The sequence below is a fragment of the Acinetobacter sp. UBA3461 genome, from assembly GCF_002381195.1.
Lineage (GTDB): Bacteria > Pseudomonadota > Gammaproteobacteria > Pseudomonadales > Moraxellaceae > Acinetobacter > Acinetobacter schindleri.
Window position 1 is genome coordinate 271,954 of the sequence record NZ_DFRO01000027.1, and the last position, 21,376, is coordinate 293,329.

Genomic DNA, 21,376 nt, shown 5'->3' on the forward strand with positions numbered 1-21,376 from the left:
CTTTCATAAATCAAAAAACGATCTTCTTTTTGGTTAATATTTGCACTCCGGATTTCTTAGCATTCGTGCATAATCTGCGGATGAAATACATCGATTCAAACAAGCTTTCTGATCCTCAGTTCAAGCGATACACAGGCATCTCATGGTCAACTTTCTATTTGATGGTTGAGCAATTGCAGAAGCATGTCTCTGCCAAAGGCAGACCGCCCAAGTTAAGCCTGGAGGATCAGGTTCTGCTCTGTCTGAGCTATTGGCGGGAATACCGAACCTTATTTCACGTTGCGACGAGTTACGGGGTTTCAGAGCCCACAGCCTCAAGAATTGTCCGTCATGTTGAAGACTGCCTGATTCGGTCCAATCTGTTTAATTTACCCAAAGATTTACCCGAGGGCGAAGGCATCGACTGGAATGTTGTGATCGTGGATGCCACGGAAATTCCAATCCAAAGGCCTAAAAAAACAGAAGAAAAGCTATAGCGGCAAGAAAAAGACCCATACCTTTAAAGTACAGGCCATGATTCACTACAAAACTCAGCAAATTCTGAGTTTATGTACCAGTCGCGGTGCAGTGCATGATTTTGAGTTGTTCAAACGCAATTTAAACCAGATTCCTTTTGGGGCTTTTATCCTTGCAGATAAAGGCTATCAGGGGATTTATGTGTTGTATCCGAATAGCCTGTTGCCATTAAAAGCCAAAAGACATTGTAAATTGGATCCTGAATTGAAAATCTATAATCAAGAAATCAATAAAAGAAGAATCGGAATTGAGCATGTATTTGGCAGCCTGAAAACCTTCAAAATCCTTGCTGAGCGTTATCGAAATAGAGGTAAAAGGCTTGGTTTGAGATTCAATTTAATCGCTGGAATCTACAACTTGGAACTGAGCAAAAAATGATTTATGAAAGAGGTCTAATATGTAATAAAGAATCAAAGTTTTAAATTATATAAGATACTTAACATGCTTGAATATTAGACGATAAGAGAGGAGGTATTGAAGCAAAAATATATTTGAAAATACAAGTTATTTAGACAGCTTTTAAATAGATGAATAGCATGCTATTAAATAATAGCTAAAATAAATTAATCTCATCTTATACAGTTTTTAATTAAACTAATTGAACAACATTAAGAATCACTAGCAAAAGGTAAGTAAATCACCTGTTCTGATTTAAACACTAGACTCTAGCTGATTTGATCCGTTTTTTATTATAATAGTTCATAGACTGATTTTCTTTCTAAGGGGAGCTGAAAATAGTACGGTAAATATCTACCTATGATTATTCCGGAATATAAGAGAAGAGAGCTGATGTTTAAATCAGAACAGATAAAAAAGTGTTGTATAGAAAGATGAAAAAATGAATGAGTTCCAAAACTCATTCATTTGGATACATCAGATTATTTTTTCTTTTTCCAGTTGGCCTGGACCTGTTCAGCTACTTTCGGGTAGTCGAGGACAAAGCGAACATGACTTTCTACACCGGTTTTCAGGGTCGCATCATCCACAGTGAAATTCGGGTTATGGTTTGGTGCGGCCTGATTCATATCCTGATCGGCTGGTGTTGCTCCAACAAACACAAACAGGGATGGCATCAGCTGGCCATAGTAAGCAAAATCTTCACTAGCGCTAGCATTGTTGTCTAAAACATGCAGTTTATCTTCGCCATGCACACTCGCCAATGTCGGGCGCATCAATTCAGTCAAAATTTTATCATTGGTGGTGACCGGTGCATAGGGAGAAATTTCAACCTTGACCTTGACATCGTTGGCAGCAGCATTGTGTTCCAGCATTTTCGGCAACTCTTTTAAAATGCCTTGACGCACATCTTCACTATTGGAGCGGATGGTGCCAACCATATTGACCTGATCTGGAATGACGTTACCTGTTGTACCGCCCTGAATGCTGCCAATACTGACCACGCCCATCCCTTTAGTCAGGTCGGCTTTACGGCTGATCAGACTTTGTAAATTGGTCACCATCTGGGCAGAAGCATAGATCGGGTCTTTCCCTGCCCAAGGCATGGAGCCATGTACCTGACCGCCATTCACCTGAATACGTAAATGATCGGCACTATTTAAAATCGCACCATCTTTATAGAAAATATTGCCACTTGGCATGCCTGCCATGACATGCATCCCGAAAATGACTTCAGGTTTTGGATTGTTCAAGGCACCATCGGCAATCATTTTGCGTGAGCCAATCTGATCACCATGGGTGAAATTATCAATATCTGCACCGCCTTCTTCAGCTGGCTGGAATACAAACACCACTGTTCCTGCAATCTTGTCCTTGTTAGCGGCCAGAACTTTGGCAGCACCTAGGAGCATGGCAGTATGTGCGTCATGACCGCAGGCATGCATCACATAAGATTCTTTGCCTTGATAAATGGCTTTTTGTTTGCTGGCGAAAGGCACAGGTGCAGTTTCTTTAATTGGTAGTGCATCCATATCTGCGCGTAAGGCCATCACAGGGCCAGGTTTTGCACCTTTTAATACACCGATTACACCGGTTTTGGCATAGCCTTTACGTACTTCAATACCATAGGACTTCAGTTCCCTTTGCACCAGTTCGGAGGTTTTAAATTCCATATTGCCTAGTTCCGGGTGTTGGTGGATATGCTGGCGTAATTTGATGGTATGAGCTTCAGCTTTCTGCACAGAATTATCAATCCAGTCTGCCAGACTCATCTGACTGGCAAACGCAAGTGGAAGACAAAGACAAAGCTGCTTATACATATTCATATCTGGGGAGAACCTTAAGAATCGGAGATGGTTAAAAGGATATTCTAGAATGGCATACTGGCTTTAAATTAACCAAAACCTGCACGGTATATAGTCAATACTTCTAAGGTATAAAGAGGGAGTTACCTTGCTGTTTAAGGAAATTATTCAGTAAGTTTTATTGTAATTTTATGTATCACAGGGACATGTGGTTTTTCTCTCTTCATATACCTGCTTTCTATATTGAAATTTATTCAAAGAAGTATAGATCGATCAAATGATTAAATTTTGAATATTTATGATGGGGTATGTACCAGATTGGCATTGGGATTGCATGAAGTTAGCTTGCATTAATTTTTCATGGAATTTGAACATATGTTAAAACCTTTAGCTTTGTCTCTTGCTGTTGCAGCAAGCTTTTCTTTTATTTCTGCACATGCGGTAGCTGAAGATTTTAAAATTTTAAAACAGCTTGAAAGTAAACCAGTCCTACTCAAAAGTGGGGAATATAAAGGGAATTATTATGTTCCAAGCACCTTGAATACCATCACTTGGGGCTATTTACCTAACAAAGATGCCAAACCTGTGTTGACCATTCCATCGGGCAGCACTATTACCTTTGATACAGTTTCGCATGAAGGCTTGCTTGAAGACCAAGGGCGTGATGCTGAAAAGTATTTCACTTCTAAAGGTGTGAAACCTGAGCATATTTTGCCTGAAGCGAAACTAATTACAGGTTCAAAGCTGAAACACGATTTCCATAAAGACGGTCCACATATTATTACCGGACCTGTCTATGTTAAAGATGCGATGCCAGGTGATATTTTAAAAGTCGAGATTTTAAAGGTTGAGCCACGTGTGCCGTATGGTGTGATTTCGAACCGCCATGGCAAAGGCACATTGCCTGAGTTTCCTAAGCGTCAAAAGCATGATCATGCATCGCCTGCAAACCCAGAAGCCTATGGCAATGTTTCCATCTTTACTCCAATTGAAAAGAATAAAGAGGGTATTTGGGAAGGCGTTTTAAAAACCGAGTCAGGCAAAGCAATTCGTTTCCCATTGAATCCATTTATGGGCACGATGGGCGTTGCACCAAATACGAGCGACCCTGTGCATTCTGTGCCACCATCGTTCTATGGCGGTAACATTGATATTAATGATTTAACCGCAGGTGCAACGGCTTACTATCCAGTTCAAGTACCGGGTGCGTTGTTCTATACGGGTGATAGTCATTTTGTTCAAGGTGATGGTGAGGTCGCATTGACCGCACTTGAAGGTTCTGCACGTGCGACCTTTAAAATTACGGTATTAAAAGCGGGGAGTGACAAAATACCAGGTAAATCGTTGAAGCAGCCTTTGGGTGAAAATGATGAGTTTTGGATTACACCAGGTTTAGATGAAGACCTTGATGAAGCGATGCGTAAATCAACGCGTGAAGCGGTACGTTTTCTGGTTGATGAATATGGGATTTCAGAAGAAATTGCCTATGCGTATTTAAGCGCTGCGACGGATTTTGAGGTGTCTCAAGTGGTCGATAAAACCAAAGGGATTCATGCCATGATTCGTAAAGCAGACTTTAAGGAGTTTAAGAAAGAAGAAAAATAAGCAGAATAAAACTTAGAAAAAGGTTTGTGCTTTTGCCAACTGATTTAGACATGGTCAGTTGGCTTTTTCTTTTGTCACGATTTGAAAGTGTTTAGAATATAAAGAATTATTAGTCGATTTTAAATAAGAAAGGGGATAACGTGGCAATAGAAGAAAAACAAGCTTTGGTACTAGAACAGCCTAAAGATCAGAAAGTTTATTTAGATCTGCAGCATTCGACAGATTGGGTTGTTGTAATTAGTGTTATAGCATCAGCAATTATCAGCTTTATTGGATTTTTAATTACTATATACGTTGTAAAAAAATCAACTGAATCACAGATCAAGTCTAATGAGGACTTGATTAAATCCCAAAATGAAATAAAAGTTAAAGAATTAAAAACGCTCTATAAACAACGTAGGGCAGAAAACCTTAGAGTTATAATTTCTGAAATTTCATCATATGGAATTGGTTTTTTAAGTAATGCTAAATTTCGATATTTGATTACTAAAAACATAGCCAGTTTAGATAATGAAAGTTTAAAGCTGAATTACCATCAGTTTGAAAATAGTATAACCAAGGTGCTTTCATATATCAGACCAGGTGAGGTGCTAGATGAACAAGTTAGAAAGGAGTTATTTGACTTATTAGATATGGCAACGCAGTTAATTAGCTGTATTTTGGGAGATAAGGATTGTACTGACCAACTAGAAGAACTTGAATATAAGTTGGGATATATTAATGCAAGTTTAAACATATTTTTAATTAATATGCTAAATGAAGAAGCAGCCTAAGCTGCTTCTTGAAATCACTTCTATTTCGGTTCAGGCGGTGTCATCCCAAACTGCAAATACGCCATATTGGTTGCAATACGACCACGTGCAGTACGCATGACATACCCTTGCTGAATTAAATACGGCTCAATCACATCTTCAAGCGTTCCTGAATCTTCAGCCATTGCTGCAGCCAACGCTTCAACACCCGCAGGACCACCATCAAAACGCTCAAGCAGCATCGACAAATAACGACGGTCAAGCGTATCCAACCCATCTTTATCCACATTCAGCATATCAAGTGCACGTTGTGCCATATCTTGCGTGACTTCGCCTGTACCTTTGACTTGCGCATAATCACGCACACGACGCAGTAAACGGTTGGCAATACGTGGTGTACCACGAGAGCGGCGAGCAACTTCAAGCGCACCTTCGTCGGTCATAGGCACATCCATCAAACTCGCTGAACGTTTCACAATATGGGTTAAGTCTTCAACTGAATAGAACTCTAGACGCTGCACAATCCCGAAACGGTCACGCAGCGGAGAGGTGAGCAAACCTGCACGTGTGGTAGCAGCCACCAACGTAAATGGCGGTAAATCCAGTTTAATCGAACGTGCCGCAGGACCTTCACCAATCATGATGTCGAGTTGGTAATCTTCCATCGCCGGGTAAAGAATTTCTTCAATGACGGGTGAAAGACGATGAATTTCATCAATAAATAAAACGTCACCTTCCTCTAAGTTGGTCAGCATGGCCGCCAAGTCACCTGCACGTTCAAGCACTGGGCCAGAAGTGGATTTGAGATTACCACCCATTTCACGTGCAATAATATTGGCCAGCGTGGTCTTGCCCAGACCGGGAGGACCAAAGATCAGGGTATGATCAAGGGCTTCTTCACGGCCGCGGGCTGCACCGATAAAAATTTCCATTTGCTCACGAACCACTGGCTGACCAATGTAGTCATCGAGGGAGGTTGGGCGAATCGCACGATCAAACTGATCTTCGGGTTTTTCAGAACCACTGATGAGACGGTCTTGCATATCTATTAACTTAATCTCTTTATTGAAGCTGTTTGATGCTGCGGAAACAGCCTCAAATAATGATTTGTGTTTAGCTGCCATTGTGTAGGCGTTGTTTTACTTTTGAAAGATCAAAAGTAACAAAAATCTTTTGTTGAGTTGAGGGTACGTCCTGTACCCCAACTCAACTGGCGACATCCATGTCGCGAGTAATTTATATAAATAAGAGAATAAACAAACTTATTTAACATTAAGTCATTTTCCTATTATTTATTCATCGACTTCAACGCTGCACGGATAATATCACTGGCTTCAGTAAAATCACCTTTGGCTGCATTAACTAGTTTTTGGGCTTCTAGAGGTTTGTAACCCAATGACTGTAATGCAGCTTCCGCTTCTGCCACTGCAGAATTGCCAGTAAATTGAATTTGCTCAGTGGTAGAGTTGCTTGGTGCTGTACCTGAAGCCATGGCTTTAAAGCGGTCACGCAATTCAATCATCAGGCGTTCTGCGGTTTTTTTACCTACGCCGGGCACTTTCACCAGTGTATTCACATCTTCATGTTCAACGGTATGAATCAGCATTTCTACACTCAGGGTAGACAAAATGCCAAGTGCCATTTTAGGACCAACGCCATTCACCTTTAATAAAGTACGGAAAATAGTTTTTTCCTGGGCATTGATAAAGCCATAAAGTAACTGGGCATCTTCACGCACGGCCAAATGCGTCCATAGGGTAATTTTCTGGCCTTTTTGCAGCTGGCAAAAGGTAGTCAATGGCGTATCAATTTCATAACCCACGCCGTTTACATTCAATAAAACAGTCGGTGCTTCCAGTGCCAGCACTTCACCAATCAGACATCCAATCATTTTTTATAAATACTCAATTTCAATACGGGCATAGTAGTCAGCATTCGGTCTAAAGGCAAAATACTGCAAATCAAAAAGTTGCGATTTGTCGAGATTATCAGCAAATCGTATAAATTATTAAATTAATCCAGCTTTATTGCCATGCAGTTCCTGAGCCAGGTTATAAGCCTGATGATCCGAAAACTTGGAAATAATATCCAGTACCTGCATGATATTGTCATAATGATCGGCATGGAACTGCGCACCTGAACGGTTCAGAATTGCCATCAGGCGCTGTTCCTTAAAGCTCAGGTTTTTATGGGGTGTGGTTAAGGGAATAAAGGCATCCAGAATGGTTTGCAGACTCTGATGAGCAATAATTTCCAGACCGGCTTTTTGCGGATGTTCAAAGATTTTGTCTCTCGCCAGTTCTTTGGCCCGGTTAATCCCGATCTCAATGTCTGAACTGCAATAACCTAACAATGAGCCTTTTAGCTGGCCCATCAGAATTTCCTGCTGGTGATGGGCAAATGCCGTCGTGACTTCAGCTACCAGACGTTTCATTACCCGGCCACGCAGGGCAGCAATTTTTTGCTGCCAGGTTGTATCCGGCATCCCGATCTCGGAAGGTGTTCCATAATCCCCTAACAAGTTTAAAAATACTGGTTCTACTTCGGCATAGCTGAGCATATTCAGACTGATGCCATCTTCCAGATCAATCAGGGCATAACAGATATCATCGGCAGCTTCGAGCAGATAGGTTAGGGGATGACGACAGTAGCGATATTCACCCAGCTGTATCAGTCCAAGCTGTTCAGCAATTTCTTTTAAAATCTCTTTTTCAGACTGATAACAACCAAATTTCGGACGATGGCTGGCTGGCGTATTGCCAGTAGGATCGATGGTCTGAGAGAGCCATGGATATTTCAAGTAAGCACCTAAAGTGGCATAGGTCAAACGCATACCGCCATCGTTAGGATGATAGTCAATCTTGGTCAGCAGGCGCAGACCTTGAGCATTACCTTCAAACTGACGAACATCGGCTTCCTGCTCCGGACTTAAGTTTTTCAGGAAATCAGTATGAGAGGCATCATCAAACCATTCACGAATAGCGTATTCACCGGCATGGCCAAAAGGCGGATTACCAATATCATGTGCCAGACAGGCAGCCTGAATGATGGCACCGACATCGGCAGGAGAAATCCAGGGAGGTAACTGATCCTTGATTTTTTCCGCAGCCAGCATACCCAGGGAACGCCCAATACAGGACACTTCCAGTGAATGGGTTAAACGGGTATGAATGCCATCATGCTGAGTCAGAGGGTGGACCTGGGTTTTACGATTTAGCTGGCGAAAACTTTGCGAAAAAATAATACGATCATAGTCTTTATGGAACGGGCTACGCGCCAGTTCAGAACTTTGCTTTTTGCTGCCAATACGGACAGTGGAGAGTAATTCCAGCCAACGCATTTGAGTCATTTATCATTATTCAATCAATTCTTTAACACATGATGCCAAAAATGGAGCTAAAAATATATGGAGTTGCGACATAAGTTGCCGTCTTAAAGTGAGATAAGAGTAAAGAGTGTTTAAAAGATGATTTTAATATTGAGATACTTCAATAGACGACAAGAAATATTTATTTTCAAATAAAGGGAGTTTTTTTAAGGTATTCGGCACACTGAAGCAAGTAAGAAGGTTTAATTCTAGATAAATTTGTTGTTGAAAAATAATACAATTTTGCGACTAAAAATAAAACTTTAACGGTTTTGATTTTTCTGCAAGAAAATGTGTTAATCTAATCGACTACATTAAATTTTTTTAACTGAAAATAAAAGTATTATTTTAAAAATCCTGATAGTTTAGCGATCAGATTTATTAATTCCTCACTAGCTGATTCCAGTATTTCACAGTAGAATATGCGCTCTCTCAAGTCACATTGTGGCATGGTTCACAAGACCATCCCGTGGAGCCAAAATCAGCATGTTTATCGTTGCCGGTGCACCTGCACATTCTTCTTTTAAGAAAACTCAACTACTTTCGCGTTTGTCGTCAATTAGTTCTGTTCAATCACTAGAAAGTCAATTTGTTTATCTTTTTGACCAAGCGCTCAACGAGCAACAACAGCAATCCGCTTTACAGCTTCTCAACGATGGTCAATCATTTGAACTGCACCAGGCTGCAAGTGATGAAATCCAGATTTTAGTCACACCGCGTGTCGGCACGATTTCGCCGTGGTCCTCGAAAGCGACTGATATTTTCAAGAATTGTAATACACCGGTTCATCGTCTTGAACGCGGTGTTTTATTTACGCTGAAGGGTGTAAAAGAGCTTTCTACAGAAGCATTACAGGTCTTGCATGACCGCATGACTGAAAGCGTATTTAATGCAATTGAAGATGCGGCTGCACTATTCATCGAAACTGCGCCAAAACCTTTGAACTCGATTGATATTCTGGGTCAAGGAAAAGAAGCACTGGTAAAAGCCAACAATGAGTTTGGTTTTGCACTGTCTGATCAGGAAATTGATTACCTGACAGAAGCGTTCACTAAACTGGGCCGTAACCCGAATGACATCGAACTGATGATGTTTGCTCAGGCAAACTCTGAACACTGCCGTCATAAAATCTTTGGTTCTGAATGGACCATTGATGGTGAAGTTCAGCCATTATCATTGTTCCAGATGATCAAAAATACCTATAAAGAATCACCAACAGACGTATTGTCAGCATATAAAGACAACGCATCGGTGATTGTTGGTTTTGATACTCAGCGTTTCTACCCAACGCAAGAAGAAAACGGTCAACACGTTTATAAATACAAGAGCCAGGCTGCTCACATCCTGATGAAAGTGGAAACCCACAACCATCCAACCGCGATTGCACCATTTGCCGGTGCAGCGACAGGTTCAGGCGGCGAAATCCGTGATGAAGGTGCAACAGGTCGTGGTGGTAAGCCAAAAGCTGGTTTAACTGGTTTCACCGTATCTAACCTGAATATTCCTGGCTTTGAACAGCCTTGGGAAGAAAACTACGGCAAACCATCACGTATGGCATCTCCACTTCAAATCATGATTGAAGGTCCATTGGGTGGTGCCGCGTTCAACAATGAATTTGGTCGTCCTGCATTAAATGGTTACTTCCGTACTTTTGAACAAAATGTAAATGGCGAAGTCAAAGGTTTCCATAAGCCAATCATGATTGCCGGTGGCTACGGTAATATCCGTTCAGACCATGTTGAAAAAGATGCAATCCAGCCAGGCGATTTACTGATCGTTCTTGGTGGTCCTGCGATGCTGATCGGTCTTGGCGGTGGTGCAGCGTCTTCTGTAGACAGCGGTAAACTTGGTGAAAACCTGGACTTTGCTTCTGTACAGCGTGAAAACCCGGAAATGGAACGCCGTTGTCAGGAAGTGATTGATACTTGCTGGCGCATGGAAGATCACAACCCGATCGTGTCTGTACACGATGTAGGTGCGGGTGGTATTTCAAATGCAATGCCTGAACTTGTGAACGATCATGAGCTTGGTGCGGTACTTGATCTGCGTAAGATTCCATCGCTTGAACCAGGTATGTCTCCAATGGAAATCTGGTCAAACGAAGCACAAGAGCGTTATGTACTTGCGATCCGCCCGTCTTCATTAGAATTATTTGAATCAATCTGTGCACGTGAACGTTGTCCGTTTGCGGTATTGGGTGAAGCGACTGAAGCGCGTCACTTGACTGTTGAAGATCCGTTATTCGGCAACAAACCTGTGGATATGCCAATGCAGGTGATGCTTGGCGGTACACCACGTATGAGCCGCTCATACGAAACAGCTGAACGCAAAGGCGACGACTTCGATGCGTCTAAAGTGACTGATCTTAAAGATGCGATTTATCGTGTCATTAAGAACCCGACGGTTGCCTCTAAATCATTCTTGATCACCATTGGTGACCGTTCGATTACTGGGATGGTTGCACGTGACCAGATGGTTGGTCCATGGCAAGTGCCTGTAGCGGATGCTGCAGTCACCACAACAAGCCTTGTAGGTTACACTGGTGAAGCAATGGCAATGGGCGAACGTCCACCAGTTGCATTGTTAAACCCAGCAGCTTCTGCGCGTTTATCTGTTGCTGAATCAATCTCGAACATTATGTCTGCCAAGATTGATCAAATTAGCGATATTAAACTATCTGCAAACTGGATGGCTGCTGCGGGTCAACCGGGTGAAGATCAAGCCCTATTTGAAGGCGTTAAAGCGATTGGTATGGAAATGTGTCCAGCACTGGGCATTGCAATTCCAGTTGGTAAAGACTCGCTTTCAATGCGTACCACCTGGAATGACGAAGGCGAAGACAAATCTGTGACTTCTCCAATGTCAGGCGTGATTACTGCATTTGCACCAGTCACTGATGTTCGTAAAACATTAACACCTGAGCTGAAAAATATTGAATCTGTACTGGTTCGTATTGATCTATCTAAAGGTCAGTTCCGTTTAGGCGGTTCGATCCTGGCTCAGGTGTATAAAGCTATCGGTTCTGTCACTCCAGATGTCGACAGCTTTGAAGACTTCAAAGCATTCTTTGCACTGGTTCAAGATTGGAACAACCGTGGTCTGATCAAGGCTTACCATGACATCGGTGATGGTGGCTTACTGGCAACTGTTGCGGAAATGATGTTCGCTTCACGTCTTGGTGTAGCTCTGGAACAACAAACTGTAGCTTCACTGTTCGCTGAAGAAATCGGTGCAGTTCTGCAAATTGCGAAAGCAGATTGGGAAGCATTACAAGCAGAAATCGCAGCATCTACACTGAAAGATGCGATCTCTATAGTAGGTACAGTGAATAATTCTGATCAGTTATCTGTAAATGGTCTGGTACTGGAACGTGCGGACCTGCAAGTGGCTTGGACTGAAGTTTCTCATCAAATCCAGCGTCTGCGTGACAACGTAGAAACTGCAGATCAAGAATTTGCGTTAGTTACTGACAAAGCGCACAAAGGTTTGATTGCTCAACCGACATTTGATCTGAACGAGCAAATCGAAGCACCGTACATCAACTCACGTCGTCCAAATATGGCGATTCTGCGTGAGCAGGGCGTAAATGGTCATGTAGAAATGGCAGCAGCATTCGATAAAGTCGGCTTCAATACTGTTGACGTACACATGAGTGACTTGCTTGCTGGTCGTATCAGCCTGGATGATTTCGAAGGTCTGGTGACGTGTGGTGGCTTCTCTTATGGTGACGTATTGGGTGCAGGCGGCGGCTGGGCAAAATCAGTACTGTTTAACCAGCAACTGCGTGACCAGTTTGAGAAATTCTTCAACCGCCAGGAAACCTTCTCTTTAGGTATTTGTAACGGTTGTCAGATGTTGTCTCAATTGGCTCCATTGATTCCAGGTGCGGATGCATGGCCTCGTTTCCATCGTAACAAGTCAGAAGTATTTGAAGCGCGTAGCGTAAACGTTCGTGTAGAGAAATCTCATTCTGTATTGCTTGAAGGTATGGAAGGCTCAATCCTGCCAATCGCTGTGGCTCATGGTGAAGGTCGTGTGGTTGCATCAGCTGAAAGCATTACTGCGTTGAATGCCAATAACCAGGTAATCATGCGTTATGTAGATAGCCAGGGTAATGCAACTGAGCAATATCCACTGAACCCGAACGGTTCGCCTGAAGGGATCTCTGGCGTGACCTCTAAAGATGGTCGTGCAACGATCCTAATGCCACACCCTGAGCGTAACTTCCGTGCAATCCAGCATTCTTGGAAACCAGAAGACTGGGATCAGGACGGTGCTTGGTTACGTATGTTCCGTAATGCTCGTAAATTTATTGGTTAATTAAATCAGTGAGTTGAGAAAGCCACCGGAAGGTGGCTTTTTTTATTTGCCAAAACTCGTTTTGTATAATTTTCATATGTCAGTTGAATTTAGCTGAATTGTATTACGAATTTAGAGGTAGAGTTTATTACAGCTTTATTTGATGCATAAAATAATTATAAAAATAATGACAGTGTTTATATTCACGTTTTTAGCAGGTTGTGAGTGGTATATGTGGGGAGTGAACTTTCATCGAATCGATACGGCTAAAAAATAGGATAGTTGCCAAAGCTCAGCGCAAGCAGTATTAATGGTAGATAAAACTGACACGATTCATGTGAGAAGATTAAATTTTGAAGTCGCACGAGCAATCTCGTGCATATACGATGTATTTCCGCTTGAAAATCATGTTTCATCGAATGTTGTGAAAAAGTATAGAGGAAATCACAACCAATACTAAACAACGCTTTTACGAAAAAGTAGAATTTTCTAAAGCATTGGATAGTACTTCGATGATAATGCCGCGAAATGATTATTGTAATTAATAGTTTTTAAAAACAATAACTAAAATTTACCATATGGAAAAATAGTAATTTATTCAGTAAGATGTAGATACTCAGCCACCCATTCGGTGGTTTTTTGTTTTTAAAGCATTTTGCTTTTATTTTTAATCTCTCACTGAACTGGTTTGGATTTTGCTTTTATATAGGTATAGAGGTGATATTGTGTAATTTATGCACAATAAATATGCATTTTAAAGCAAAGATGATATAGATCATTTCAGTATCAACACTCATGTATGAGGTGATGACATGGCTAAAACACTCAGAATAATAGATAGAACGGAACTACGTCAGAAAGGTTGGTGGTTATTTGGTTTTGTTGTTGGTTTACAGGTGCTATTTTTGCTAGGCAGTTATTTGCTACAGGGTTCTTGATCATCAGATTTAATAAAAGCCACCGAGAGGTGGTTTTTTTCATTTTTGATTTTATGTGTGTATTACTTTTAATGAAGCGTCTTGGTTACTTTGAAGAATGAGAAATATATTCCGTAAAGTAACCAAAATCCTTTGTTAGCCTGATGGGCATCTATGTCCTACGAGTTGACGAGTGGCATCTATGCCGTAGGGTATTTTTAAAATAATGAGATATTAGGGAAAAGATGTATAATCTTAATGATCGACAACTATAATTCTTTTACCACTAATAAAGAAAAACCACCCGAAGGTGGCTCTTTATCTCTAAACAGTTAATTGAATCTGTTTCAACACCGCCTTCAGTGTATTCACAAAATCAAACTGATCATTGGTACTGTCCTGATAACGCCATGCGACATAACCATCCGGACGAACCAGAATTGCACCAGATTCATGAATTTCAGACTTGGCATTCCAGGTGCCATACACATCGCGGTAGTCACGTGAACCGATTTGAATTACATTCAAATAAGGTAAGTTCAGTGATTCGGTCGCCTGTTTCCAGCCTTTACCCGATAAACCAGTCAGCAGGGTAAAACGACCTTTACCGGTAATATCCAGAGTGGACTGCTTTTGACCATTGGTATTAATCAGCCAGGTATGTGGCACTTTAGCACCCGGACGTGTTGTTGCTTGCAGATAAAGCTGCTGATCACGCTCAAATCTTTCAGGCTCAGCTTCACTAATGACTGCATTAGAGGTATAGCGCTGATTTAACTCTACACCTTGCGCATTAAACTCATAGTTTTTAACTGCCAATGCTTTAAACAGCTTTTGACGGATTTCAGCACCTTGCTCATCTTCAGCAAAGATACGCTCCAGCATTTGTTTTTGTGTAGCCACGCCTTGATCAAAACCAAAGACTTCTTTCAGGTATTTATAGTCAAAACGTGACTGGTTCGCACGCGACACGATCTGTTTGCCCACAGGTGCACGTTCAATTGTATAGGAATCCAGCAGGGAAGGCGCAGCCCAGCCCTTGACTGCATAAGCCAGTTTCCAGCCCAGGTTAAAGGCATCCTGCAACAGGTATTTGAACCTAAACCACTGGATGGTGGATGACGATGCACTGCATCTCCGCCACAGAACACACGGCCTTTGGAATATTCGGTTGCCCAGGTCTGGTTCACATACCAGTAAGACAGTTTTTGAATTTCGACATCTTCTACTTCAGCACCAACAAATGTATTGAGACGTGCCCGAACCTATTCTTCAGTGACTTGCGGCTCACCTTTGGAAATGTCAAAGCCCCAGCCCATAATCCATTCATTCCATGGTGTAATGGTACGCAGTAAGCCCATACCAAGATCACCAAAGCTCGCTTCCGGATTGACAATCCATTGCAGGATGGCAGGGCGGTGCTGCACATATTTAGTCAAATCAGCCTTAAAGGTCACATACACTGTACCGGCACGGCATGACGCCTTCCAATGGCAAACCAAGTTGTTCCAGTACTCGTGACTTGGCACCATCCATACCGACCAGATATTTCGCTCTTAAGCTAAATTCAGTATTGGTAATACGGTTCAGGAAAATTGCTGTGACGCCATGTTCATCCTGTACATGAGAGAGATATTCAGTATTAAAGTTATAAACGGCGCCTCGTTCACCCGCATTCTTCACCAGTAAAGCTTCCATTTTTGGCTGAATCAGATCAACCAGTGGGCATGGACTGCCTTTGATATAGTCACCATGACGTTCATCACCGGTACCTCAGGCACTCATGCGTGCAATTTCTTCGCCAACCAGGCTGGTAGTAATCAGGCTTTCACCCATTTGTTCCCAAGGTGTAGCAATTTCTTTGACCTGTTCTTCAACTCCTAAATCACGTAATACCTCCATGGCACGTTGGTTAGTAATATGTGCGCGTGGACTATTGGCTGGCCAGCTAAACTGGGTAAACAGTTGTACCTTGATACCATAATTGGCCAAAGCCAAACCCAATGTTGAACCTGCAGGACCGGTACCAATGATCAAAACATCAGTGTCATAATGCTGTGTCATACAAGACTCCATGTATATGCGTGAAGAACAAGCCATCTATATGGTCATGCAGTCTAGTAAAACAGGATCTGTTCATATACCGATATTCATATAAACTATCGACCTATTCTTATTTGCAATGCGCGGGTCATAATCTTAAGATGCTGACCTGATCAGAAACCGGGCAGCTTATGGAACTTCGACATTTACGCTATTTTATGACTGTGGCGCAGCAACAAAGTTTTACCAAGGCTGCCGAAAAGCTGTTTACCGCTCAACCGTCATTAAGCCAATAAATTAAGGATCTGGAACAGGAAGTTGGGGTGAACCTGTTTGATCGTTCATCCAGAAAAGTCAAACTTACCGATGAAGGACGTGCTTTTCAGATCTACGCGGAAAAAGCACTAGAAAATGCCAAGCTGGCAGTGGCAGCAGCACGCCAGGTCGCACAGCAGAAAAATAATCAGATTCATATTGGCTTTCTGAATGTTGCAGAAATCAAGGTGATGCCCCAGATTCTGGCACAGCTTAAAAAAACCATGCCTGACTTAAAAATTCACTTGCATAGCCTGACCTGTATGGAGCAGATTCAGCGGCTAAAAAATGCTGAACTGGATTTATGTATTACCCGCTTTCATCTGGATCATCCAGATTTTGACAATATTCATTTATTGACCGAACAGATTTACTTGCTAGCTGCTCAGCATTTGCATCCTACAGATCGAATCCTGAAATTACAGGAACTGAAAAATCACAATATGATTATGTGTGAGCAGAATGCAACACCCGTGTTTTATGAAAAGCTGGATCAGCTGCTTGATATTGATCAGCTCGAACATGAACAGCTACTGTGGGTGACCAATGTATTGCAACACATCAATCTGACCAATATGGGAATGGGTTTTAGTTTTGCTCCTGAGTATTTACTGAGATTTTTGTATGATCATGTGAAAATCATCCAGACGGATCAGGTGCTCCCAAAACTAGGCTTGTATGCAACATTTAACAAGAATTCTCAAAATCCTGCATTGAAGATAATTACCCAGGCCCTTAAAAATACAATAAATATTTGAATTTCAGGAAGGAATATATGTTAAAGCTGATTTATTACGTACCGGACGAAAATCTGGAAGATACTAAAAATGCAGTGTTTTCAGCAGGAGCAGGGGGTATTGGTGAGTATACGAACTGCGCCTGGCAGGTTTTGGGAACTGGACAGTTTAAGCCGCAAGAAGGTGCAGATCCTCATATTGGTGAAGTGGGAAAATTGGAACAGGTGGAAGAATGGCGGGTAGAAATTCTGGTGCCTGATGAAAAGGCAGTCGAGGTCGCTAAAGCCTTAAAAGAAAGCCATCCTTATGAAGAGCCAGCTTTTGAGTTTATCCAGCTGCTGGATATCAAGGTCTAAAATCAAAGTATTATTCATATCATATTCATTACGGCGTGTTCATCCTGGCGCGCCGTCAGTCTACATTTGAAAAACAGTAAAACTGGTTTTGTTATTATAAAATTTGCCATAGCACTCCAGATAAAAAATACAATAAGGAAAATAACAATGCAGTGGCCAAAACCGCTGAGCAGAATGCTCAAAAATACGCTTAGTAAATCCATTCAATACAGTGCAGAAATTCTGCATAGTCGTATTCCCTATTCCAATGATAATCCTTATCTGGATGGTATATTTGCCCCGCAACGGCAGGAGCATTTCTCTACTCAACTCATGGTAGAAGGACAGATTCCGGCAGAACTCGATGGTGCACTAATGCGGATTGGCCCAAATCCAATTCTGGTCAAAAATCCCAGAAATTATTATTGGTTCACTGGCGATGGCATGATTCATGCCTTGAGACTAAAAGGCGGTAAGGCACATTGGTATAAAAGCAGTTATGTGGGAGATGCCAGTGTGCAGAAGAAACTTCACCGACCACTCACTCCAGGCAAAACGCGCGGTGTTGCTGATGCCGTGAATACCAATGTTATTAACTTTGCCGGAAAAATCTGGGCACTGGTAGAAGCGGGTGCATATCCAATTGAGTTGAATGCTGCACTGGAGTCAAAACGACATCATTTATTTGAAGATGATCAGGATTTTCCATTTACTGCCCATCCGCATATTGATCCTGAAACGGGCGATATTCATGCGATTTGTTATGATGCTTTAAGTCAGAACAAAGTTTTTTATTTGCAGATAGATTCAAAAGGTAAGTTGAAACATCATGTCGACATTCCAGTGAAACATGGTCCGATGATTCATGATTGTGCCATTACCAAATCTCAGGTGCTGATTCTGGATCTGAATGTGAACTTTTCTGTACGCAGTGCATTAAAGGGTTCAATGTTGCCATATCAATGGAATCCAAAACGGCAGGCACGCATTGGTATATTGCCTTTTGGCGGTAAAGCAATTGATATTCGCTGGTATGAGATTGATCCCTGTTTTATTTTTCATACCGTGAATGCTTATGAGCTGGATTCTGGTGATGTGGTTATGGATGCGGTGGTGCACTCCAAAGCATTGGTCAGTTCGATTCAGGGACCGATTGAAGATCAGGATATTCGGCTAGAACGATTCATTTTTGAACACGGTACTGGAAAAGTGGTTCGGACGATATTATCCGAGATGAAACAGGAATTCCCACGGATTAATGAAGCATTTATCGGGCGACAGTATCGTTATATCTATAGTATTTCTTTTGGTGAATTTGACGATCCTTCCCATGTCAGCAGCAATACAGTGATGTGTTTTAATTTAAGAACCAGAACCACAGAAAGCTATTCCTTTGGAAAAAACTGGGTCACTGGTGAGTCTGTCTTTGTCGCATGGGAAGATGCTCAGGCAGAAAAGGATGGCTGGCTAATGTCTTATATCCATGCTTTAGATTGTAGCCCCTCGAAAGTGGTAATTCTGGATGCCCAGCATATTACAGAAGGACCCATTGCAACGATTCATTTACCAGTTCGGGTACCGGTCGGATTTCATTGTAACTGGATTGATTATCGGAAATTAAGAGCGAACTATTCTTAAAAAATGATTTAGCATCGACTTGTATTTGCTCTAAATAGATTTCTTCCTTTTCGCCATCCGCGTATCAAATATTATTTCTTTTCAAAATAGTAGTGAATTTACATTGAGGTGACATGGATGTCACCTGCCAGACAGAGGTTCAAGGATGAACCTTCTGTCTGGCAATGGCTTTGGTTACTTTGGCCTGTCAAAGTAACGAAAATGCCTACGCGTATATCAGTTAATTTAAGAAAACAGTCGAGGCCGTGATATTCATTCAATAAACGTACTTAAATCTTCTGAATAAACAACTCACGATCAAAACGGTACTGCGGGAAGAATACCCCATCTTTAGCACGTTCACCTGCACCAATCACCATGACCGGATACTGTTCGTCATTTAATTTCAGAATTTCACGAACCATGGGCTCATCGAAGCCTTCCATCATACAGCTATCAAAACCATAAGCGCGTAAAGCTAAAACCAAATTTTCACAAGCCAGCGCCGTGGTTTTAGTCGCCCATAGTTTTGCATCAGCGGGGCTGAAAGCAGAAACCGGCATCTGCTTATCCAGAGTACGGGCTACTTTGAAAGCGACTTTCTTAAAGTTACCAAAGGCATTCAGATAACCTGTCTTGTAGTTATAGGGAATGTACTTATAGTACTTCTTGATTGCTGGAGGCGCCTCAGGAAATGGAAACTCACTAATATTCAGTTTGGCCATTTTATCAATGCGGTCAGTACGTGCAATACAAACAATCAGTTCAGAAGCCGTTTTAGCGGCCAATTGGTTCATGCAGGCTTTCACCAGATGCTTTTTCTTGGATGGGTTCTGCACAACATAAAATGTCCATGGCTGCAGATTTGATGAATTTGGTGCCAGTAATGCCAGATCCAGACAGGCATCCAGTACCTCAGCAGGGATTGGTTTTTTGGTAAATTTACGCACTGAACGGCGGCTTTCAATGACCTTACGGAAATTCTCTACATCAATATCCTGTGGTGCCGGCTCGTAATAACGCTTCTTGTCAGGATTTGAACTATCAGTTGTTTGAGAAGTCGTTTGGGAGTTTTCATTTGTCATAAGCTGGGTTCTTTCAAAAATATAAAAGATTGAGGCAGTCTAAACTGCCTCAATTAAAAGATAAGTTTCAGAATTAGTTGAATTGTGTGAAATCAGGTTTCCGTTTTTGTATAAAGGCCTGAACTGCTTCCATCATTTCAGGTGAGCCTACACGCTTCATAAAGATTTCTGCCTCATCATCAATGCATTCAATAATTTCAGCCAGATTATGCTTCATTAGTGCTTTGGTTTGCTTAATAGACGCCAATGGCAAAGCGGCAAGAGTTTCAGCCTGTTTTTGTGCAGCTGCATACACATCTTCTTCGATGCTATTGATCAAACCCGCACTTAAGGCTTTTTCACTATTAAATCTTTGAGCTGTCAGGAGCAGTTCAGCGGCTTTGTGATAGCCAGCCTGTTGTACCAGCAGTTTGCTTGATGCACCTTCAGGAGACAGGCCAAGGCTGACAAATGGAATCTGGAACAGGGCCGTATTATCGCTATACACCAGATCGGTGTGCAGCAGAATCGTTACCCCGATGCCAATGGCAACGCCACGCACTGCAGCAATCAAAGGCTTGGAGAATTTTGCAGCAGACTTCAGCAGGACAAATGGCGGTGTATCACCGGCTTTACCCTGTAAAGGCGTCTGGATGAACTTCATAAAGTCCTGCATGTCATTGCCGGCACTAAAGTCCGCATCCTGACCACGTAGAATCACCACACGCACACTACTATCCTGATCCGCTTCATCCAGGGCCTGAGCAATCCATAAGTACAGCTCGCCATAGAGCGCATTTTTCGCTTCAGGACGGTGAATGGCTAAGGTCAGTATGCCATTGTCTAAATTCGCATTTAAATGCTGATGCGGTTGTTGAATACAGCTCAGTGTCATCGTACTATCCTTGCTTTATTAATATGAATTTATTGGCGCTTATTATGTCGTAAAAATTTCCCTACGACATAACTGATGCGTTCATAAAAGTAAGATGTGCTATGAAATATAAATTTGATTATCTGGTTTTTATTGGTCGCTTCCAGCCTTTTCATCTGGCACATATGCAAACCATTAAAATTGCTTTGCAGCAAAGCCAGCAGGTGATTCTGGCTTTAGGATCAGCGCAGCAGGAACGTAATATAAAAAACCCATTTCTGGCCTCTGAACGTGAAGAAATGATCCTGTCGAATTTTTCCGAAGCAGATCAGAAGCGTATTAAATTCGTACATGTCATTGATGTCTATAATGATGAAAAATGGCAAAAACTGGTAAAATTACTGGTTGCCGGAGTGGCAGAGCTAAATGCCAAAGTTGGTCTGATTGGACATTTTAAAGATGAGTCCTCTTATTATTTAAGACTGTTCCCAGAATGGGAAATGGTGGAACTAGACAGTCTAGTCGGTGCCATTTCAGCAACACCATTACGGGAAGCCTATTATCATGGTGACATTATGGAATCAGCATTTCCTTTAGGAACCAGCGAGTTTTTACATAAGTTTAAAAATACTGAGACTTATCAACAATTGGCACACAAGTTTAAAACGAATGATAAAACGAATCTGAGCTAAAACTGTTTTAAGGTGAGGAGTTCATTTGATTGTTAGGGAGCA

The 21,376-nt window shown here is 41.9% G+C and carries 15 protein-coding genes and 2 pseudogenes; 10 read left to right on the plus strand and 7 right to left on the minus strand.

The features are described 5' to 3' along the window. Positions 1-476, plus strand: a 476-nt coding sequence (locus B3D47_RS08705; protein WP_286861419.1) for a transposase family protein, incomplete at its 5' end; no start/stop codon positions are given. Beyond that, positions 424-894, plus strand: a complete 471-nt coding sequence (locus B3D47_RS08710; RefSeq protein WP_004809604.1) for an IS5/IS1182 family transposase — start codon at positions 424-426, stop codon at positions 892-894. The genes B3D47_RS08705 and B3D47_RS08710, both read left to right, overlap by 53 nt. Before the next feature lie 500 nt (positions 895-1,394). Here B3D47_RS08710 and B3D47_RS08715 read toward each other — a convergent pair whose 3' ends face one another. Next, a complete protein-coding gene (locus B3D47_RS08715; protein WP_286861591.1) occupies positions 1,395-2,732 on the minus strand; it encodes an amidohydrolase in 1,338 nt (445 codons plus the stop codon). A 360-nt stretch (positions 2,733-3,092) separates the two neighbouring features. Between B3D47_RS08715 and B3D47_RS08720 the strand changes: the two genes are divergently transcribed. Together B3D47_RS08720 and B3D47_RS08725 are read left to right on the plus strand one after the other, a co-directional pair. Beyond that, on the plus strand, positions 3,093-4,322 hold the full coding sequence (locus B3D47_RS08720; RefSeq protein WP_005222795.1) for an acetamidase/formamidase family protein: 1,230 nt from the start codon (positions 3,093-3,095) through the stop codon (positions 4,320-4,322). Between the two features lie 140 nt (positions 4,323-4,462). Continuing rightward, positions 4,463-5,095, plus strand: coding sequence for a hypothetical protein (locus tag B3D47_RS08725; RefSeq protein ID WP_273798666.1), 633 nt, complete (start codon positions 4,463-4,465; stop codon positions 5,093-5,095). A gap of 20 nt (positions 5,096-5,115) precedes the next feature. On the opposite strand, the gene ruvB is transcribed toward B3D47_RS08725, so the two are convergent. The 3 genes from ruvB to B3D47_RS08740 all read right to left on the minus strand — a co-directional run bounded on the left by ruvB (position 5,116) and on the right by B3D47_RS08740 (position 8,423). Further along, on the minus strand, positions 5,116-6,117 hold the full coding sequence (gene ruvB, locus B3D47_RS08730; protein WP_286861426.1) for a Holliday junction branch migration DNA helicase RuvB: 1,002 nt from the start codon (positions 6,115-6,117) through the stop codon (positions 5,116-5,118). A gap of 245 nt (positions 6,118-6,362) precedes the next feature. Next, positions 6,363-6,965, minus strand: coding sequence for a Holliday junction branch migration protein RuvA (gene ruvA / locus B3D47_RS08735; protein WP_004892200.1), 603 nt, complete (start codon positions 6,963-6,965; stop codon positions 6,363-6,365). A 117-nt stretch (positions 6,966-7,082) separates the two neighbouring features. Continuing rightward, a complete protein-coding gene (locus B3D47_RS08740) occupies positions 7,083-8,423 on the minus strand; it encodes a deoxyguanosinetriphosphate triphosphohydrolase (RefSeq protein WP_004815127.1) in 1,341 nt (446 codons plus the stop codon). A 504-nt stretch (positions 8,424-8,927) separates the two neighbouring features. On the opposite strand from B3D47_RS08740, the gene purL reads away from it, so the two are divergent. Next, positions 8,928-12,761, plus strand: coding sequence for a phosphoribosylformylglycinamidine synthase (purL, locus tag B3D47_RS08745; protein WP_286861431.1), 3,834 nt, complete (start codon positions 8,928-8,930; stop codon positions 12,759-12,761). Between the two features lie 791 nt (positions 12,762-13,552). Further along, a complete protein-coding gene (locus B3D47_RS08750) occupies positions 13,553-13,678 on the plus strand; it encodes a KGW motif small protein (protein ID WP_004815134.1) in 126 nt (41 codons plus the stop codon). Positions 13,679-13,981: 303 nt separating this feature from the next. Here B3D47_RS08750 and B3D47_RS08755 read toward each other — a convergent pair. Then, a pseudogene (locus tag B3D47_RS08755) lies at positions 13,982-15,721 on the minus strand (FAD-dependent monooxygenase). Between the two features lie 170 nt (positions 15,722-15,891). On the opposite strand from B3D47_RS08755, the pseudogene B3D47_RS08760 reads away from it, so the two are divergent. The 3 genes and pseudogenes from B3D47_RS08760 to B3D47_RS08770 all read left to right on the plus strand — a co-directional run bounded on the left by B3D47_RS08760 (position 15,892) and on the right by B3D47_RS08770 (position 18,725). Continuing rightward, positions 15,892-16,773, plus strand: a pseudogene (locus tag B3D47_RS08760) (LysR substrate-binding domain-containing protein). Positions 16,774-16,790: 17 nt separating this feature from the next. Further along, entirely contained in the window at positions 16,791-17,108 is a 318-nt protein-coding gene (locus tag B3D47_RS08765) for an NGG1p interacting factor NIF3 (protein ID WP_286861435.1), read from the plus strand. A 147-nt stretch (positions 17,109-17,255) separates the two neighbouring features. Then, entirely contained in the window at positions 17,256-18,725 is a 1,470-nt protein-coding gene (locus B3D47_RS08770) for a carotenoid oxygenase family protein (RefSeq protein WP_286861438.1), read from the plus strand. 269 nt (positions 18,726-18,994) lie between these two features. Here B3D47_RS08770 and B3D47_RS08775 read toward each other — a convergent pair whose 3' ends face one another. Further along, positions 18,995-19,789: a nitroreductase family protein gene (locus tag B3D47_RS08775; protein ID WP_286861441.1), complete on the minus strand. Its 795-nt coding sequence runs from the start codon at positions 19,787-19,789 to the stop codon at positions 18,995-18,997. A 73-nt stretch (positions 19,790-19,862) separates the two neighbouring features. Next, a complete protein-coding gene (locus B3D47_RS08780; RefSeq protein WP_262467054.1) occupies positions 19,863-20,663 on the minus strand; it encodes an enoyl-CoA hydratase in 801 nt (266 codons plus the stop codon). Positions 20,664-20,764: 101 nt separating this feature from the next. Between B3D47_RS08780 and B3D47_RS08785 the strand changes: the two genes are divergently transcribed. Beyond that, positions 20,765-21,334 carry a nicotinate-nicotinamide nucleotide adenylyltransferase gene (locus B3D47_RS08785; RefSeq protein WP_004892217.1) on the plus strand — a complete coding sequence of 190 codons (570 nt, stop codon included), beginning with the start codon at positions 20,765-20,767 and terminating at the stop codon, positions 21,332-21,334. The last annotated feature ends 42 nt before the right edge of the window (positions 21,335-21,376 follow it).

Excerpts from the sequence above, each read along its gene's own strand:
- B3D47_RS08780 (WP_262467054.1), bottom strand. The coding sequence starts at position 20,663 with ATGACACTGAGCTGTATTCAACAACCGCATCAGCATTTAAATGCGAAT.
- B3D47_RS08770 (WP_286861438.1), top strand. The coding sequence starts at position 17,256 with ATGCAGTGGCCAAAACCGCTGAGCAGAATGCTCAAAAATACGCTTAGT.
- ruvA (WP_004892200.1), bottom strand. The coding sequence starts at position 6,965 with ATGATTGGATGTCTGATTGGTGAAGTGCTGGCACTGGAAGCACCGACT.
- purL (WP_286861431.1), top strand. The coding sequence starts at position 8,928 with ATGTTTATCGTTGCCGGTGCACCTGCACATTCTTCTTTTAAGAAAACT.
- B3D47_RS08740 (WP_004815127.1), bottom strand. The coding sequence starts at position 8,423 with ATGACTCAAATGCGTTGGCTGGAATTACTCTCCACTGTCCGTATTGGC.
- B3D47_RS08715 (WP_286861591.1), bottom strand. The coding sequence starts at position 2,732 with ATGTATAAGCAGCTTTGTCTTTGTCTTCCACTTGCGTTTGCCAGTCAG.
- B3D47_RS08775 (WP_286861441.1), bottom strand. The coding sequence starts at position 19,789 with ATGACAAATGAAAACTCCCAAACGACTTCTCAAACAACTGATAGTTCA.
- B3D47_RS08750 (WP_004815134.1), top strand. The coding sequence starts at position 13,553 with ATGGCTAAAACACTCAGAATAATAGATAGAACGGAACTACGTCAGAAA.
- B3D47_RS08720 (WP_005222795.1), top strand. The coding sequence starts at position 3,093 with ATGTTAAAACCTTTAGCTTTGTCTCTTGCTGTTGCAGCAAGCTTTTCT.
- B3D47_RS08785 (WP_004892217.1), top strand. The coding sequence starts at position 20,765 with ATGAAATATAAATTTGATTATCTGGTTTTTATTGGTCGCTTCCAGCCT.
- B3D47_RS08765 (WP_286861435.1), top strand. The coding sequence starts at position 16,791 with ATGTTAAAGCTGATTTATTACGTACCGGACGAAAATCTGGAAGATACT.
- B3D47_RS08710 (WP_004809604.1), top strand. The coding sequence starts at position 424 with ATGCCACGGAAATTCCAATCCAAAGGCCTAAAAAAACAGAAGAAAAGC.
- ruvB (WP_286861426.1), bottom strand. The coding sequence starts at position 6,117 with ATGCAAGACCGTCTCATCAGTGGTTCTGAAAAACCCGAAGATCAGTTT.